Below are 15,798 nucleotides of genomic sequence, written 5' to 3' on the forward strand. Positions count from 1 at the left end.
AGATTAGCGGGTTGCTTGCGGTTATGGGGCTTGTTGGCAGCCTAGCAGAGAGCGCGAGCCGGCAGAAGCCTAAGCCTTCATCAAAGTTCCGTTGGTTTTTCATCGAGATAGGCACGGGACGCCGTTTTTGGAAGGCTGCCCTGCGGAAAGCGCCACCTTTTTGCCTCACCGCCAGCGCCGCGGTGCATCATGGCGGTTTCTGCGCCCATCACTAGGTATAGTGCGCCGTCCATTCGCGCACGGGAAAGTTCGTGGCCCACCTGATCGATCCCCTCATCGCCTTCGTCTCCGACCATGCGGCGTTGGCCTACCTCACGATTTTCCTGGCGGCCTTTCTCGAAGCGATCCCGATCGCGGGCTCGGTGGTGCCAGGCACGACCATCATTCTGGCCTTGAGCGCGCTGATCCCGGGCGGCGAGCTGAAGCTGCAATGGGTGCTGCTGGCCGCCATCATCGGCGCCGTGATCGGCGATGGCGGCTCGTTCTGGATCGGGCACCGTCGCCAGCGCGAGATCCTGACCACTTGGCCGTTTTCGAACTATCCCCGCTTGGTCGCCCAGAGCGAGGCCTTCTTCCATCGCTTCGGCACGCTCGCGATCTTCTTCGCTCGTTTCGTGGCGCCGATCCGGGCGGTGGTGCCGATCACGGCCGGAGCGCTCGACGTGCCGCCGGCCCGCTTTTACGCGGTGAACATCCCGGCCATCGTGCTCTGGGCCTGCGCCCATGTGCTGCCGGGCGTGTTTGCGGTCGTGCTATTGCATCGCTATGGCGGCATTCCGCATCACAGCCACGTCGCCAAGCCGATCTGGATCGCGCTGGTCATTGTCGGCTCCATACTGGCCTGGCTCGCGATCCGGCTGATCCGCCGCCGCCGCGAGAGCCGTCTCCTCGCCCAAGCCGGCGAGTAGGACCACGCGCTATAACGACTCGAGCAGGCTGCCGCGTCCCGGCGCGGGCCCGACATAGCGCGCACGCGGCCGGATCAGGCGGCCGTGCTGCAATTGCTCGCAGGCATGCGCGATCCAGCCGACCGAGCGTGCCATCGCAAACAGCGCCAGCTCGCTGCCGGCTGGCGACCGCAGCGCGTGCACCAGCACCGCCAGCGCATAGTCGATATTGACGAACTCGCCGGTGGCTTCCGCGATCCGCTCCGGCACCTCGCGGGTGAATTTTCGCGGCGCCCCGGCGCGCGTCAGCGCCTCGAGCAGCGAGATCGCGCGGGGATCGCCGCGCTTGTAGACACCGTGGCCGAAGCCGGCAAAGCGCTCGCCAAGCGCCACCCCCTCGCGGATCACAGGCGCGACGTCGCGGTCGATCAGATACCGCACCAGCTGCGAGGCCAGCACACCGGCGCCGCCGTGCTTCGGGCCCTTGAGCGCCGCGAGCCCTGCAATGATCGAATCGTAGAGGTTGAGCTCGGTCGAGGCGGCGCAGCGCACCGTGAAGGTCGAGGCGTTGAGCTCGTGATCGGCCAATAGCACCAGCGCGCGGCGGATCAGATCAGGCGCATGCTTGTGCTCGGGCGCCCATATCTTGGCGATCTGCAGATGCAGCGGCTCGGCCGAGGGCTCGGCGCTCAGCATCGTGGCCACGAGCAGACGCACGATCCGTGCACCGACCAGGGCGCGGCCATCCGGCGCGCGGGTATAGGCGCCGGGATCGGCGCTGGCCGCCAGCGCCAGCACCGCGATGCTGCGCTCGATCGGCGAGGCGCGCCGGGCGGCCTCCGCAATGGCGCGCATCTCGTTGGACACGACAGGGCAATTGTCGCTGGCGAATGGATCGATCGCAGTGACGTCCCACAGCAGCGTGGCGGTGTGCTCCAGCGTGTCCTTCTCCGCGAGTTCGACGCAATTGACGCCGCGATAGATCGGCCCCGCCTCGGTGATGGTCGCGATCGCGCTGTCCATCACCGGCAGGTCGGCATCGAAGCTGCGAAAGCCCTTCGGCTCGGGCGCAGGTGCGCGGCGCTCCTTCAGCGCCCGGACGTCCTCGGCACGGTAACGGCGGCTGCGGGAGTCCACCGACGGCTCGGAACGGATCAGGCCGCGGCTGACATAGGCATAGAGCGTCGCCGGGGAGATCGCGAGCTCGGCAGCGGCCTCGCGGGCCGAAAGGTACAGACCGGAGGATTTTTTCATATTGATTTGTATAATCAAGATTGATCAATCTGTCGAGGCGATCGACGTTCATGGGGTGACGCCATTTGGACAGGAGATCTGCCATGAACATTCAGACCAAGATCCCGACCGGGCTGGACGGCATCCCCGCCGCCGAAACCGTGCTAAGCCATGTCGACGGCGAGCGGGGCGAGTTGGTCATCGCCGGCGAACACGTCGCCGATCTCGCCGCGACCTCGAATTTCGAAGCGGTGACCGCGCGGCTGTGGAGCGGCGCGACCGGGCGCGCGGTGCGCGAGGCCGAGGTGCGCACCAGCCTCGGCATGGCTCGCCAGCGTGCCTTCGCCCTCCTGCCCGAGCTATTGGCAGCGAGCCGCGGCATGTCGATCATCGATGGTTATCGTGCCGCGATCGCAGGCTTGCGCGCGGAGGACGGGCTCGATCACGAGGCGACCATCGTCGGCGCCGGACCGGTGATCGCGGGCGCACTGGTGCAGCGCGCGCATGGATGTGAACCGGTCCCGCCCGATCCCGCCGCAAGCCACGCCGCCGACACGTTGACCATGCTGCGCGGCGTCGCGCCCGCGCCGCGCGAAGTCGCAGCACTCGATGCCTATTTCGTCACGGTGTGCGACCACGGCATGAATGCCTCGACCTTCGCGACGCGCGTGGTGGCCTCGACCCAGGCCGACCTGTTCGCCGCGGTGACATCAGGCTATTGCGCCTTGACCGGCCCGCTGCATGGTGGTGCGCCGGAGCCCGTGCTCGACATGCTCAATGCGATCGGCTCGCGCGAGCGTATCAAGCCCTGGGTGGACGACGCATTGGCGCGCGGCGAGCGGCTGATGGGCTTCGGCCACCGCATCTACCGGGTGCGCGATCCCCGCGCCGATGTGCTGAAGGCAGCGATCGAAAAGCTTGCCGCCAATGGCGCCGATCTTCCGTTCGCCGGCGAGGTCGAGGCCTATATCCGCGAGGCGCTGCGACGGAAGAATCCGGACCGCGCGCTGGAGACCAATGTCGAGTTCTTCACAGCGATCCTGCTCGATGCGCTGCAGATCCCGCGGCAGGCGTTCACGCCGATCTTCGCGGTGGCACGGGCCGCCGGCTGGACCGCACATGCATTGGAGCAGCGGCGCACGGGGCGGCTGATCCGGCCAAGCTCGTCTTACATTGGCGCGATGCCGGCCGCGCGGGATTGAGGATTTGAAGAGAACAGTCATGCGGCCGCGTGCTACGCTGCCGCATTCACATAGGAGATCAGGCGCGCACCACGGTCTTCAGGTAGTTATAGGCCTTGATGATCTCGATCAGGCGATCCTCGGTGGAGCGATCGCCGCCATTGGCGTCGGGGTGATGCTGCTTCACCAGCGCCTTGTACTTGACCTTGACCTCTTCCAGCGTCGCATCGGGTCCGAGGCCCATCACCTGCAGCGCCTTGCGCTCGGCATTGAAGACCTTTCGCGTCTCCGCCTTTGGCGCGGCCTCCGGGCCCGGCCGCCAGCTACCGCGACCGTTGATCTCGGCGAACACGCTGAACGGATCGGAGGCGCCGCTGAGATCGCCCTCGGCGCTGCCGGTGCCGCGCTTGGCGGTGTTGGCGCCCATCTTCCAGGTCGGACGGTGACCGGTCAGCGCATCCTTCTGATAGCGCGCCACGGCCTCGGCGTTCATGCCCGAGAAGAAATTGTAGGACTGATTGTACTCGCGCACGTGATCGAGACAGAACTGCCAATATTCACGCGCGTTCTCGCGGCCCTTCGGCGCGCGATGCGTGCCCTTGTTCTTGCAGTCCGGCCATTGGCACGGCACGGCTTCACGCGCGACCGCCGGCTGCCGCGCAGCCGCCTTCTTGGGCTTGATGCGGATGGAGTCGAAGAATTTGGATGTATCGATCGGCATGGCGGACTTTGACTACGCAACGCGAAAAGCTTCAAGTCTTGACATTGCGAATACCTCAGAGGGGGACGGCCAATTGACGAAAATTATTTTGATGCGTATTTGCCGCAGACCATGAGCACCAAAGACGCTATCATAGAGAAGTTGCGCGAAGCTTTCTCGCCGGAAAGCCTCGAGGTTCAAGATGAATCACATCTGCATGAGGGCCACGCCGGCCACCGCCCGGGCGGCGAGACGCACTTCCGCGTGTATATCGTGTCGCAGGCCTTCTCCGGCAAGAGCCGGGTCGAGCGCCACCGTATGATCAACGCCGCGCTCTCGGCGGAACTCGCTAGCACCGTGCACGCGCTGGCGCTGCACATCAAGGCGCCCGGCGAAGGCTGACGCTACGCCTGCCGGCGTATCCGAGCGACACCGCTAGAATGCGGTACCGGCGCGGCGCGGTCTCGGCTCCTCCGTTTCACCGCGCGGCACCGGTACGATACGGAGCGCCGTAATACGGTTGCGCTCGCGGCGCAGGACGCGAAAGCGGAAGCCGTGGAAGGTGAAGCTCTGGCCGCGCTCCGGGATCGAACGCGCCTCGTGAATCACGAGCCCCGCGACCGTCGTCGCCTCTTCATCGGGCAAGCTCCAATCCATCGCACGATTGAGATCGCGGATCGGCACCGAGCCATCGACCACGACCGAGCCGTCCGGCTGCAGCCGCACGCCGGCGACCTGCACGTCCTGCTCGTCGGAGATGTCGCCGACGATCTCTTCCAGAATGTCTTCCAGCGTGACGATACCTTCGACCTCGCCATACTCGTCGACGACAAGGGCGAAATGGGTCTTGCGGCGACGGAACGCCTTGAGCTGCTCGGAGACGGAGCGCATCTCCGGCACGAACCACGGCGGCAGCGCGATCGAGGAGACGTCGATCCGCGACATGTCGCCTTCCGAGGCGCGGATCGCGCGCAACAGATCCTTGGCGTGCAGCACTCCGACGATGTTCTCCGGCGTTCCGCGCCAAAGTGGAATGCGGGTATATTCCGACGCCAGCACCTCGCGTACCAGTTCCTCGGCCGGCAGATCGGCATTTGCCATCATCATCTCGGTGCGATGGACCATGACGTCGGATACCTGCAGCTCACGCAAGTCGAGCAGGCCGCCGAACATGTCGCGATCCTGTTTCTCGACCTTGCCCTCGTGATGCAACAAATCGACCGCGCCGCGCAGGCGCTCGGTCGGCGACAGCATCGGCTGGTTGGCGCCCACCTTGAAGCCGATCATCCGCATCAGCACCCGCACCACCGCCTCGATCACCGTGAGCAGCGGCCCCAGCACCAGCACGGTGACGCGCATCGGGCGCGCGACCAAGAGCGAGACCCGGTCCGGCGCGTTGATCGCGATCGTCTTCGGCAGCACTTCCGCAAAGATCACGACCAGCGCCGTCATCACGCCGGTGGCATAGAGCACGCCGACATCGCCGAACCAGGCGGTGAGAATGCCCGTTGCCAGCGCGGATGCGCCGATATTGGCGATGTTGTTGCCGAGCAGCAGCGCGCCGATCAGCCGCTCGCGCATGTTGAACAGGCTCGAGACCACGTCGGCATCGCGATTGCCCTGCTTGGACAGCCGCAACATGCTGGCGCGGGAGGCGCCGGTCAGCGCGGTCTCGCTCAGCGCGAAGAAGCCCGAGGCAGCCAAAAGCACGATGACGACGAAGAATGTGATCCAGTCCATGGCGCTGATGTCACTCTGTATCTGTGCCGCAGCACGGCGGGTCAGCCGATCAGCCGCGCCGGGCGAGCCGGCCTTGCAGGAAATCGCGGACCTTGGCCGGGTCGACGTCCTTCGCGATCACGGCGCGGCCGATCGCCTCCATCAGGATGAAGGTGAGCTTGCCGCGCTTGACCTTCTTGTCCTGCGCCATGAGCGCCAGCAGCGAATCGGCATCGCCGATCCCTTCCTGGGCGAAGCCGGCGATATCCTGCAGATGCGTCGGCAGGCCGACCTGATCAAGGTGGTGAATGATCCGCGCGACATCGCCCTCGGGCAGCATGCCGAGTTCGGCCGAGAACTGCGCTGCCAGCACCATGCCGACCGCAACGCCCTCGCCGTGGAACAAGCGATCGGAGAAGCCGGTCGCAGCTTCCAGCGCGTGACCAAAAGTGTGGCCGAGATTGAGCAGCGCGCGGTCGCCGGTCTCGCGCTCGTCGCGGGCGACGATCGCGGCCTTGGCGCGGCAGGAGGTGGCGATAGCATGCTCGCGCGCAGCGCCGCCCTTGAACAGGTCGGCGTGATTGCTCTCCAGCCAAGTGAAGAAGGCGGCATCGCCGAGCAGGCCATATTTCGCGACCTCGGCATAGCCGGCACGGAACTGGCGCGGCGACAGCGTGTCGAGCACCGCGGTGTCGGCGATCACCAGCACCGGCTGGTGGAATGCCCCTAACAGGTTCTTGCCCTGCGGCGAGTTGATGCCGGTCTTGCCGCCGACCGAGGAATCGACCTGCGCCAGCAGCGAGGTCGGCACCTGCACGAAATCGACGCCGCGGCGCAGGATCGCGGCCGCAAAGCCGGCGAGATCGCCGACCACGCCGCCGCCGAGCGCGATGACGAGATCGTTGCGTTCGATCTTCGCTGCGATCAGCGCCTCGCTGACCTGCTGCAGACCGGCATAGCTCTTCGAGCCCTCGCCCTCGTCGACCACGATGGTCGCCGTGGGGATGCCGGCCTGCGCCAGCGACGCCTCGGTCGCGCCGAGCCAATGTTTCGCAACTGTGCGATCGGTGACGATGGCGGTGCGCACGCCAGGCCGAAGTGCTGCGATACGCTGCCCGAGCCTAGCAAGCACGCCGCGGCCGATGACGATGTCGTAGGCGCGCTCGCCGAGCGCGACATCGACGGTGATGGGATCGGAGTTTTTGAGTGGTGCAGTCATCGCAGCACGCCCATCACCTGGTTCGGCGCATCCGGCGCCTGCTCCCCGACAGCTTCGGCGGGCGCACAGAGCCGGGCATGCAAGGCCTCGATGCACTCGTCGACGATCCTGTCGTGCGGCACGTCGCGCGAGGAGATCGTCAGATCGGCATCCTGATAGACCGGCTCACGCTCGGTCAGAAGCCGGGTGACGGTGCCGGCCGGATCGGCGGTCTGCAGCAGTGGCCGGTCCGCCCGCCGCCTGACGCGGCGCATGATGACGTCGGCATCGGCTTTCAGCCAGACCGAGATCGCCTTGTCGCGGATTCGTTGCCGGGTCTCCTCGCGCATGAACGAGCCCCCGCCAGTCGCCAGCACGCCGGGCCCGTTCTCCAGCAGCCGCGCGATCACCCGCGCCTCGCCGTCGCGGAAATAGGCCTCACCGCGGGATTCGAAGATTTCCGGTATGGTCATGCCGCCATGCGCAGTCTCGATCTCAGTGTCGGCATCGACGAAGGGCAGCTTCAGCCGCGCCGCCAGCCGCCGTCCGATGGTCGACTTGCCCGCCCCCATCATGCCGACGAGCACGATCAGCCGCCTGCCGAGCGCGGCGGTGATCGCGGCCTCCGGCGAACTGCGTGTCATGGCTGGCTCGGTCGTCTCCGTCATAAATGGCTTCTATCCCGCCAGCCGGTCGTATTCCAGTGCCCAGGCTCCAGGCAGCCGTCCAATCCCGGCACGGCGCCTGCGAGCCCCGGCGTGCAAGCGGTGCTTGCAAGTCGTGAGCGAACGTGTTGGATGACCTCTCATGCTCCGTTCGCTGCCTGATCGGCCGACATGCCCAGCCTGTTTCGTTTCCTGACCGTGGTCGCCATCATCGCCGGCGTCGTCTATGGCGCGATCTTCGCACTGGCGAATTTCGTCAACCCGAAGCCGCGGGAAATGACGGTGACGGTCCCGCCGGACAAGTTCCTGAAGAAATAGTCCGCGTTCCGACAGACTGACGCGAAAGCAACACCGGTCGGTTAAGTTTTTTGCTGTTCTCTGAAATCTGATCGGTGCCGCGATATCGGCCAACTTCGCTTTCACGCGAAGCATGCCGATATGGAAGTTCCGGCGCATGATTCGAACTTCGCGATCAACGGGCAGCGAAAGATGCGGGCCAAGGCCTCCGACGGCAAGCTCATCACCCTGTTCCTCGACATGATGGCGGCGGAACAGGGCGCCGGCGAGAACACGCTGTCCGCCTATCGCCGCGACCTCGAGGACCTCTCCGATTTCCTGACCAGGAAGGCGAGCAGCCTGGTCGAGGCCGATACGCAGGCGCTGCGCAATTATCTCTCCGAGCTCGACGACCGCGGCTTTGCCTCGGCGAGCGTGGCGAGGCGGCTGTCGGCGCTGCGCCACATGTTCCGCTTCCTGCTGAGCGAGCGCATCCGCACCGAGGATCCGGCGGCGATCCTGTCCGGCCCGAAGCGCGGCCGTTCGCTGCCGAAGGTGCTGTCCGTTGCAGATGTCGATCGTATGCTGACGCGGGCGAAGGAACTGACGCAGGCGGCGGACGCCTCGCCGTCGCAGCGGCTGCGCGCGATGCGGCTCTACTGCCTGCTCGAAGTGCTCTATGCCACGGGCCTGCGCGTCTCCGAGTTGGTGACACTGCCGCGCACGGCGGCGCGGCACGACGCCCGCATGATCATGGTGCGCGGCAAAGGCAACAAGGAGCGGCTGGTGCCCTTGAACCAGGCCTCGCGGCAGGCGATGGCCGATTACCTCGCCGCGATGGACGCGCTGAAGCCGGAGAAGAAGGCCAGCACGGCGGCCTCGAAATGGCTGTTCCCCTCGTTCGGCGAGAGCGGCCACCTGACGCGGCAGCATTTCGCCCGCGACCTGAAAGAGCTGGCCGAGGCCAGCGGGCTGGCGCCGCGCCTGGTGTCCCCGCACGTGCTGCGCCACGCGTTTGCGAGCCATCTGCTGCATAACGGCGCCGACCTGCGCATCGTGCAGACCCTGCTCGGCCATACCGACATCTCGACCACCCAGATCTACACCCATGTGGTCGAGGAGCGGCTGAAGAGCATGGTGCGCGACCTGCACCCGCTGGCCGAGAAATAACGCGCCTCCACAGCCCGCGGACGAGGCCGAATCCCGCGGCGATTGCCTCGCGCAGCCTTGACTTCGCAGCATTCTCACCCGAAAGAGCGCCATTCCGCCCGCGGTTTTGGTGAAACGCCCTGCCGCGCGCGCGAATATCGCCGCCAAGCCGTTGAAGATACTCGATCTTCCAACGGAAACGCCAAACCGATCCCCCGTTTCAGCGCCACGATTGATTCCATGCCGGACCTGATGCGCAGCTATCTCGACTTCGAAAAACCCGTCGCCGAGCTCGACTCCAAGGTCGACGAGCTGCGGACGCTGGCGGCGGGTGGCACCGACATCGCCGACGAGGTGACCAGGATCGAGGAGAAGGCCGGCCAGGCGCTGGCTGAGCTCTACGCCAATCTGACGCCGTGGCAGAAGACGCTGGTCGCCCGCCACCCGCAGCGGCCGCATTTTTCCGACTTCGTGAACGGCCTGATCACCGAATTCACCCCGCTCGCCGGCGACCGCAAATTCGCCGAGGATGCCGCCCTGCTCGGCGGCTTCGGCCGCTTCCGCGGCGAGGCCATCTGTGTGATGGGCCAGGAGAAGGGCGCCACCACGGAATCCCGCCTCAAGCACAATTTCGGCATGGCCCGCCCGGAGGGCTATCGCAAGGCCGTGCGGCTGATGGAGATGGCCGAGCGCTTCGGCATCCCGGTGCTGTCGCTGGTCGATTCCGCCGGAGCCTATCCCGGCATCGGCGCCGAGGAGCGCGGCCAGGCCGAGGCGATCGCCCGCTCCACCGATTTCTGCCTGTCTCTCGGCGTGCCCAATGTCTCGATCATCACCGGAGAGGGCATGTCGGGCGGCGCCATCGCGCTGACCACCGCAAACCGGGTGCTGATGCTGGAGCATGCCATCTACAGCGTGATCTCCCCGGAGGCCGCCTCCTCGATCCTGTGGCGCGACGGCACCAAGGCCCAGGAGGCCGCCAACAGCATGAAGATCACCGCCCAGGACATGCTCCGTTTCGGCGTGATCGACCAGATCCTGAATGAGCCGGTCGGCGGCGCCCACCGCGACCCCTCTGCCATGATCGCAGCCACGGGCGACGCCATCGCCCAGGCCTTCGAGGAGCTGAAGGGCATGGATGCGGACGCCATCCGCAAGCAGCGCCGACAGAAATTCCTCGACATCGGCCGCAAGCTCGGCTGATTTCCGGCCAGATCCTCTCGAAATACCGCCTTCGTCCCCTCCGCTCGCAGCCTTGTGAGCAGCCCCCGTGATTCGGCCGTATTTCGGCCGGGCCGCGCGTATCTGCTGTTCAGACATTCTTCACCACGCCGGCCAGGTCTGCCGACGTGCGCGGGAAGGCCGGGTTGCGGCGCATCCGGCCAGTGGCTACAATTTTAATCATAGGGGTTTGCGGCCGTGACGCGAGGCATGATCCGGGACAAAGACGCCGCTCCCGGGATGTGCCAACGGTTCGAAAGCTGGGTGCGTCGATGCGTCCAGTCGGGTTGGAGTGGGGGCGCGTGGGCCGCGCCCAGTTGGTGGGGAGCTTTGCATTGATCAACCGCGCTTTGGTCCGGGTTCTCATGACCTCGGCTGCGCTGGCTGCGGGTTCGCTCTTGGCCGGCTGCAACAGCGACCAGGTGTCGCTCGCAAACAACGCCAAGGCCAACCAGCCGGTGCCGCCGAAGCTGGTCGCCGCAATGGGCGAGAAGGACATGGATCCGCAATCGCCGATCCTGATCCGCCTGTTCAAGCAGGAGGCCGAGCTCGAGGTCTGGAAGCAGGATCGCTCCGGCAAGTTCGGCCTGCTCAAGACCTATCCGATCTGCCGCTGGTCGGGCGATCTTGGTCCCAAGGTGCGCGAAGGCGATCGTCAGGCGCCGGAAGGCTTCTACTCGATCTCGCCCGCGCAGATGAACCCGCAATCGGCCTACTATCTCTCCTTCAACACCGGCTATCCGAACGCCTATGACAAGTCGCTCGGCCACACCGGCTCGGAGCTGATGGTGCATGGCGACTGCTCCTCGCGCGGCTGCTACGCCATGACCGACGAGCAGATCGCCGAGATCTATGCGCTCGGCCGCGAGTCCTTCTTCGGTGGCCAGCGCGCTTTCCAGTTCCAGGCCTATCCGTTCCGGATGACCGCGATGAACATGGCGCGTCATCGCAACAATCCGAACATGCCGTTCTGGAAGATGATCAAGCAAGGCTATGATCATTTCGAGGTTTCGCATCAGGAGCCGAAGGTCGATTTCTGCGAGCATAAATACGTGTTCGACGCCCAGAAGCCGCCGGGCGCGACGCGTGATCCGGTGTTCGATGCCTCTGCCAAATGCCCCGCTTATGTGGTCGCCGATGACCTCGCGAACGCCGTGCGCGAGAAGCAGGCGGCCGACGAGGCCGAGTTCAACAAGCTGGTCGCCAAGGGCACGCCGGTCGCCCGGCTCAACACCGGCGTCGATGGCGGCATGAACCAGGTGTTCGCCGCGCATGTGCCGGGCGGCGCCTCGACCGGTTTGTCCGATGCAGGCGAAGCGCAGGGATTCTCGCTCGTGTCGATGGCGCCGGGCACGATCCCCTCGCACGTCAACCCGCCGGCCGCACCCGGTCCGGATGAGCCGCCGTCGAGCCGCGTTGCCGCGGTGACCGCGCCGGAGAAATCCGGTCTGATGGCAAGCCTGCGCAAGGCCGGCACGACCGGCGCGCTCGCCGCCAATGCGACGGGTGCGACGGCCAAGCCGGCCGAGAGCAAGGGCGCGACGGCACCGAAACCAGTCGCCACCAAACCCGCCGAGTCCAAGCCTGCGGTGATCAAGCAGGCCGCCGCGCGCCCGCCGTTCAAGCCGTCCGCGGAAGCCCCGGCGACGACCCCGGCCGCGCCAGCACCGCAGCAGACCGCATTGGTGTCGGGCGGCGCGCCGATCGTGTCGACCAACTCGTTCGACAACCGCTTCTCCGCGGTGAAGTAGGACGCGTCCGCGCGAGGTGCGCGGAGTTGGCTTTTCTGATTGGTTGTGAAACAGCAACTAAGCACCCCGCTGTCGTCCCTGCGAACGCGGGGACCCATACCGCGTGATGTTTGAATCAGGCACGCGGCGAGTACCGTACACAACAATCAAATCCTGTGGTTATGGGTCCCGGGTCGGCGCCCCGCTGGCGCTGTCGCGCCATCGGGCTTGCCCGGGACGACATCCGAGAATGTTGTCATCAGCTACCATCCATCTCGGACTTTATGGCATCTGCTTGCGCGCCTTTGTCCTCGCGGCGCGTTTGGCGTCCGAGCTATCCGACAGAGGCACCCTCCCTTCAATCAGAGGGGGCAGGGAAGGCCGCATAGGCGTTAAGATAATGCGGGCATCGATTGATATCGTCGTTTTCGAGGTGGCTCGTAGAGGTGCCGGTCCAGTACCCGTTTGCTGTGATGGAGGCGATGGTTGGTTGTGGAATGATTGCTTGTAGCAAGGACGCAATGAGTTGCTGCAAGACACGCCAGGCGCCAGGTGTCGTCAGGCGGCCTGCGTCCAGTGGGGAGAGTCCTCGAACTCGCGGACAAGCGGTTCGAGCAGCAAAATGATCAAGAGATGAGCCAGCAGGTAGGGCTTGGCGGAGCGCGGATCGGTTCCAGGCGGTGTCTTGAGGCCGATCAAACTCTTCAATCGCTTGAAGCCGAGTTCGATCCGCCATCGCAGTCTGTAAAGCGCAAGCACATCTTCGACGGTGAACTCGTCCGGCGCTAGCGAGGTGACCAGGATGACCCAATCCGCCGCTTCCAAAGTTTCTTTAGAGATGGTGCGGTTTTCGTCTTGGGCGTCTCGCCGGGCTTTACGACGCGACGCGGCAGCCGCATCGGCAGACTTCTTGACTGCGATCAGACGCATAGCCAGAGGCGCGCCGGCCTTGCGTTTGATCCAAATCGGCCGATCGATCAGTCCGCGGGCGTTCCCCGCCCGTAATTCGGCTATCAGATCGAGCGGATAGCCTTTGGCATCAAGCCAACGTGCGTTCTTCCAGCCCGCTCGGATCAAAACATCTGCACCAGCTTCGAGCACTGCCGAGATGCGATCAGGTTGTAGATAGGCGCGGTCAGCAATACGGATCTCACCCTTGACCACTGGTATGCGGTCAAACGTCTCGCCCTCTTGCTGATCTGTCAGTTCGAAATGGCCAAACCGCTCATATGGCAGATCAAATGCACTATGAATGCGCCAAAGCTCGCTGTTCTTGCGCGCAGCCGGCCCTGCCTGAGGCACTGTCGTGGCATCGATGATACGGATCAGACGGCCTCGGCTCGCCTTTGGCGCCGCCGCCGCGAGCAAGCGCTCCACAAGCACGGTAAACCAATCGCCACATTGACGCAGGCGGTAGAACAGCGCCACGCTACTCAGATTGGCAAGGCCAACAGAAGCAGCCCACGCGGCCGTCGATCTTAACCCTCTTTCACCCAGACAATAAGCCAGCATCAGCCGAAGCAACGCCACCGCATCAGGGATCCGCCGTTGCCGCACGAAAGCTTTCGTCTGGCGCGCGCTGCTCTCGAGCTGCGCAGCCCCACCTAGCTGCGTAACGACGCTCGCCCAGTCTTCGTTCAAAAGCGAATCTCGTGTCATCCCATGTTCGAATCACGAACGATTCCAACACGCAAGACTAAACTTAACGCCTATGGGGAAGGCCGGGTGCCGGTCGCACCCGCGGTCCGCGTGCAACAAGAAGCACGCGGCAGAACCACAGGTACGAGCCGAAACAACCGGCCTTCCCTGCGCGAATGGTTTACGGCTTATACGCGCTCTCCCTGGGGACCGGCTTTCTTGCCCCCATCGTCCATGCGCTCGTCGCGCGCGAACTTGACATCAGCACCGGGATGCCGGGACCACACGATTTCGCCGTCCGTATCGCGCTGTTCGTCCGCTCGCTTGTTCAGCATGATCTGATCGGAAAACCGCTACACACTTTTCCGGATCATGCTTGCGCGCTGCAACCCGACACGTCCATCGCATCTCCGGCCCAACGCTCGTGACGATCGCGAAGCGCCCTCTCCATCGGGCCGGGACGCGCGGAAATCTGCAGCTGATTTGCCCGACGACACAAGCGGAATCTTTCGTGCATGTGGTCGCGCGACGGCGATCCGATTGATGCGGCTCACGAAATGAATTTTATCGCGCGAATGCACACAACAACAGATGACCATGCAAACGTGCCCCGCACGCGGCCTTCCCCGCAATGCGTCGCTAGTCGGTTCGCCGTCATTGCGAGGCGCAGCGCGCCGAAGCAATCCAGGCTCCTGACCTGACCCCTGGATTTGCTTCGTCGCTTTCGCTCCTCGCAATCACGATGCTAGTTGCTTGTCGTTCACCGCCGAGCCTGCTGCGATAGTCCTGCGGCGCGGCGGCGAGCACGCGCCGGAAGCTGCGGCGCATGGTCTCCTCCGAGCCGAAGCCGCAGCGATCCGCGATGCGCCTCCCGTCCGGCTTGACGATCGGGTCCTCACGTAATATTAAACGTTACATGAGACCCAACAGCCAGCTCTCCGGCGTGCTGCACGTTCTGCTCCACATGGCCGAGCACGACGGCCCGGTCACATCGGAGGTGCTCGCGCTGATGATGCAGACCAATCCGGTGGTGATCCGGCGGATCATGGCAGGCCTCCGCGACAGCGGCTATGTGCGCTCGGAGAAAGGACATGGCGGCGGCTGGTCGCTCGCCTGCGATCTGGCCGGCGTGACCTTGCGCGACATCTACGATTCGCTGGGGTGCCCGTCGCTGTTTGCGATCGCCAATCGCAGCGAGGCGCCGGACTGCCTGGTCGAGCAGGCGGTCAATGCCGCGCTCGACGACGCCTTGCACGAAGCGGAAACGCTGCTGCTCGCCCGTCTCGGCAGCGTGACGCTCGCCGGCTTAAGCGCCGACTTCCACAAACGCATGGCGCAACGCAAGCGCTCCCGCAAAGGACAGACCTGTGACGTCAGTTGACAGCATTGATGGCGCGCAGACATTTCTGCGCGCGTTTTCCGATCCCGATGTCGTCGCGCGCTACACGGATGGACCGCGCCGCTTCGTGCCCGGCCTCGATGGGCTGCACCGCATGCTCGGCGTTCTGCTCGCCGAGCGGGCGCCCGACCATGCTAAGGTGCTCGTGCTCGGCGCGGGCGGCGGGCTCGAGCTCAACGCTCTGGCCGATGCACATCCGTCCTGGACCTTCGTCGGCGTCGATCCATCGCCCCTGATGTTGCGGCTGGCCGAACGCACGCTGGGATCCAACATGAGCCGCGTCGAGCTCGTCGAAGGCTATATCGATGATGCGCCCGTTGGCCCTTTCGACGCCGCAGCCTGCCTGCTCACCCTGCATTTTCTCTCCGCTGCCGAGCGATTGAGGACCGTCCACGCCATCCATAACCGGCTTCGACCGGGCGCGCCCTTTGTCGCCGCGCATGGCTGCCTGCCGCAGGAGCCGGTGCAGCGCGCGCTGTGGCTGGATCGTTATGCCGCCTATGCCGTGGCCTCCGGTGTTGATCCCGAGCAGGCGAGGACGATGCGCGCCACCGTCGATGCCAATGTCAGCATGCTCAGCCCTGGCGAGGATGAAGCTGTCCTGCGCGATGGGGGCTTTCGCGACGCCTGCCTGTTCTACACGGCCTTCACCTGGCATGGCTGGATCGGTCACGCCTGAACGGCAACTCGGCGCCGCCACCATTGCAGCAAGCGGACGCATGGTCGCGTGCGCACCTTTGCTCATCCTGCGCGCTTACGCGCCATCGCCGCGACGGCGTGTCCTGGCCAGACGGTCGCGAAC

General features: G+C 65.2%; 16 protein-coding genes and 1 pseudogene. 9 read left to right on the forward strand and 8 right to left on the reverse strand.

The window, feature by feature from the left end; all coding sequences use genetic code 11:
- Positions 1-251: 251 nt before the first annotated feature.
- Positions 252-908, forward strand: a complete 657-nt coding sequence (locus P6U24_RS35485; RefSeq protein WP_407157020.1) for a DedA family protein — start codon at positions 252-254, stop codon at positions 906-908.
- Between the two features lie 9 nt (positions 909-917).
- Here P6U24_RS35485 and P6U24_RS35490 read toward each other — a convergent pair whose 3' ends face one another.
- The gene (locus P6U24_RS35490; protein WP_407157021.1) at positions 918-2,141 is read right to left on the reverse strand and encodes a citrate synthase family protein; all 1,224 of its coding nucleotides are present in this window, start codon (positions 2,139-2,141) and stop codon (positions 918-920) included.
- 83 nt (positions 2,142-2,224) lie between these two features.
- On the opposite strand from P6U24_RS35490, the gene P6U24_RS35495 reads away from it, so the two are divergent.
- Positions 2,225-3,322: a citrate synthase/methylcitrate synthase gene (locus P6U24_RS35495; protein WP_407157022.1), complete on the forward strand. Its 1,098-nt coding sequence runs from the start codon at positions 2,225-2,227 to the stop codon at positions 3,320-3,322.
- Positions 3,323-3,380: 58 nt separating this feature from the next.
- Here P6U24_RS35495 and P6U24_RS35500 read toward each other — a convergent pair whose 3' ends face one another.
- Positions 3,381-4,022 (reverse strand): J domain-containing protein, encoded by a 642-nt coding sequence (locus tag P6U24_RS35500; protein ID WP_407157023.1) that lies wholly within the window; start codon positions 4,020-4,022, stop codon positions 3,381-3,383.
- 111 nt (positions 4,023-4,133) lie between these two features.
- Between P6U24_RS35500 and P6U24_RS35505 the strand changes: the two genes are divergently transcribed.
- Positions 4,134-4,403, forward strand: coding sequence for a BolA family protein (locus P6U24_RS35505; protein WP_407160708.1), 270 nt, complete (start codon positions 4,134-4,136; stop codon positions 4,401-4,403).
- Positions 4,404-4,436: 33 nt separating this feature from the next.
- Here P6U24_RS35505 and P6U24_RS35510 read toward each other — a convergent pair whose 3' ends face one another.
- The 3 genes from P6U24_RS35510 to P6U24_RS35520 are packed head-to-tail and all read right to left on the reverse strand — an operon-like array spanning position 4,437 to position 7,586.
- Positions 4,437-5,741 carry an HlyC/CorC family transporter gene (locus tag P6U24_RS35510; protein WP_407157024.1) on the reverse strand — a complete coding sequence of 435 codons (1,305 nt, stop codon included), beginning with the start codon at positions 5,739-5,741 and terminating at the stop codon, positions 4,437-4,439.
- Positions 5,742-5,790: 49 nt separating this feature from the next.
- Positions 5,791-6,939 carry a 3-dehydroquinate synthase gene (gene aroB / locus P6U24_RS35515; RefSeq protein WP_407157025.1) on the reverse strand — a complete coding sequence of 383 codons (1,149 nt, stop codon included), beginning with the start codon at positions 6,937-6,939 and terminating at the stop codon, positions 5,791-5,793.
- Entirely contained in the window at positions 6,936-7,586 is a 651-nt protein-coding gene (locus tag P6U24_RS35520; RefSeq protein ID WP_407157026.1) for a shikimate kinase, read from the reverse strand. Before P6U24_RS35520 ends, aroB begins: the two co-directional genes overlap by 4 nt.
- A gap of 168 nt (positions 7,587-7,754) precedes the next feature.
- Here P6U24_RS35520 and P6U24_RS35525 point away from each other — a divergent pair, with 168 nt between their 5' ends.
- From P6U24_RS35525 to P6U24_RS35540, 4 genes are all read left to right on the forward strand, one after another.
- Positions 7,755-7,901: a histidine kinase gene (locus P6U24_RS35525; RefSeq protein ID WP_407157027.1), complete on the forward strand. Its 147-nt coding sequence runs from the start codon at positions 7,755-7,757 to the stop codon at positions 7,899-7,901.
- Between the two features lie 171 nt (positions 7,902-8,072).
- Positions 8,073-9,029: a site-specific tyrosine recombinase XerD gene (gene xerD, locus P6U24_RS35530; protein WP_407160709.1), complete on the forward strand. Its 957-nt coding sequence runs from the start codon at positions 8,073-8,075 to the stop codon at positions 9,027-9,029.
- A 219-nt stretch (positions 9,030-9,248) separates the two neighbouring features.
- The gene (locus P6U24_RS35535) at positions 9,249-10,211 is read left to right on the forward strand and encodes an acetyl-CoA carboxylase carboxyltransferase subunit alpha (RefSeq protein WP_407157028.1); all 963 of its coding nucleotides are present in this window, start codon (positions 9,249-9,251) and stop codon (positions 10,209-10,211) included.
- 353 nt (positions 10,212-10,564) lie between these two features.
- A complete protein-coding gene (locus P6U24_RS35540; protein ID WP_407157029.1) occupies positions 10,565-11,980 on the forward strand; it encodes a L,D-transpeptidase family protein in 1,416 nt (471 codons plus the stop codon).
- 537 nt (positions 11,981-12,517) lie between these two features.
- On the opposite strand, the gene P6U24_RS35545 is transcribed toward P6U24_RS35540, so the two are convergent.
- The 3 genes and pseudogenes from P6U24_RS35545 to P6U24_RS35555 all read right to left on the reverse strand — a co-directional run.
- Complete coding sequence (locus tag P6U24_RS35545; protein ID WP_407157030.1) at positions 12,518-13,618, reverse strand: IS4 family transposase; 1,101 nt, start codon at positions 13,616-13,618, stop codon at positions 12,518-12,520.
- 167 nt (positions 13,619-13,785) lie between these two features.
- Entirely contained in the window at positions 13,786-13,932 is a 147-nt protein-coding gene (locus P6U24_RS35550; protein ID WP_407157031.1) for a hypothetical protein, read from the reverse strand.
- A 418-nt stretch (positions 13,933-14,350) separates the two neighbouring features.
- Positions 14,351-14,467, reverse strand: a pseudogene (locus P6U24_RS35555) (GlxA family transcriptional regulator); the annotation flags it as partial.
- 46 nt (positions 14,468-14,513) lie between these two features.
- Here P6U24_RS35555 and P6U24_RS35560 point away from each other — a divergent pair.
- Both P6U24_RS35560 and P6U24_RS35565 read left to right on the forward strand, forming a co-directional pair.
- Positions 14,514-14,978, forward strand: a complete 465-nt coding sequence (locus P6U24_RS35560) for an Rrf2 family transcriptional regulator (protein ID WP_407157032.1) — start codon at positions 14,514-14,516, stop codon at positions 14,976-14,978.
- Positions 14,965-15,675, forward strand: coding sequence for a class I SAM-dependent methyltransferase (locus tag P6U24_RS35565; protein WP_407157033.1), 711 nt, complete (start codon positions 14,965-14,967; stop codon positions 15,673-15,675). The genes P6U24_RS35560 and P6U24_RS35565 overlap by 14 nt, the downstream gene beginning before the upstream one ends.
- Positions 15,676-15,798: the final 123 nt, after the last annotated feature.

The sequence above is a fragment of the Bradyrhizobium sp. STM 3557 genome (assembly GCF_045571465.1).
Classification (GTDB): Bacteria; Pseudomonadota; Alphaproteobacteria; order Rhizobiales; family Xanthobacteraceae; genus Bradyrhizobium.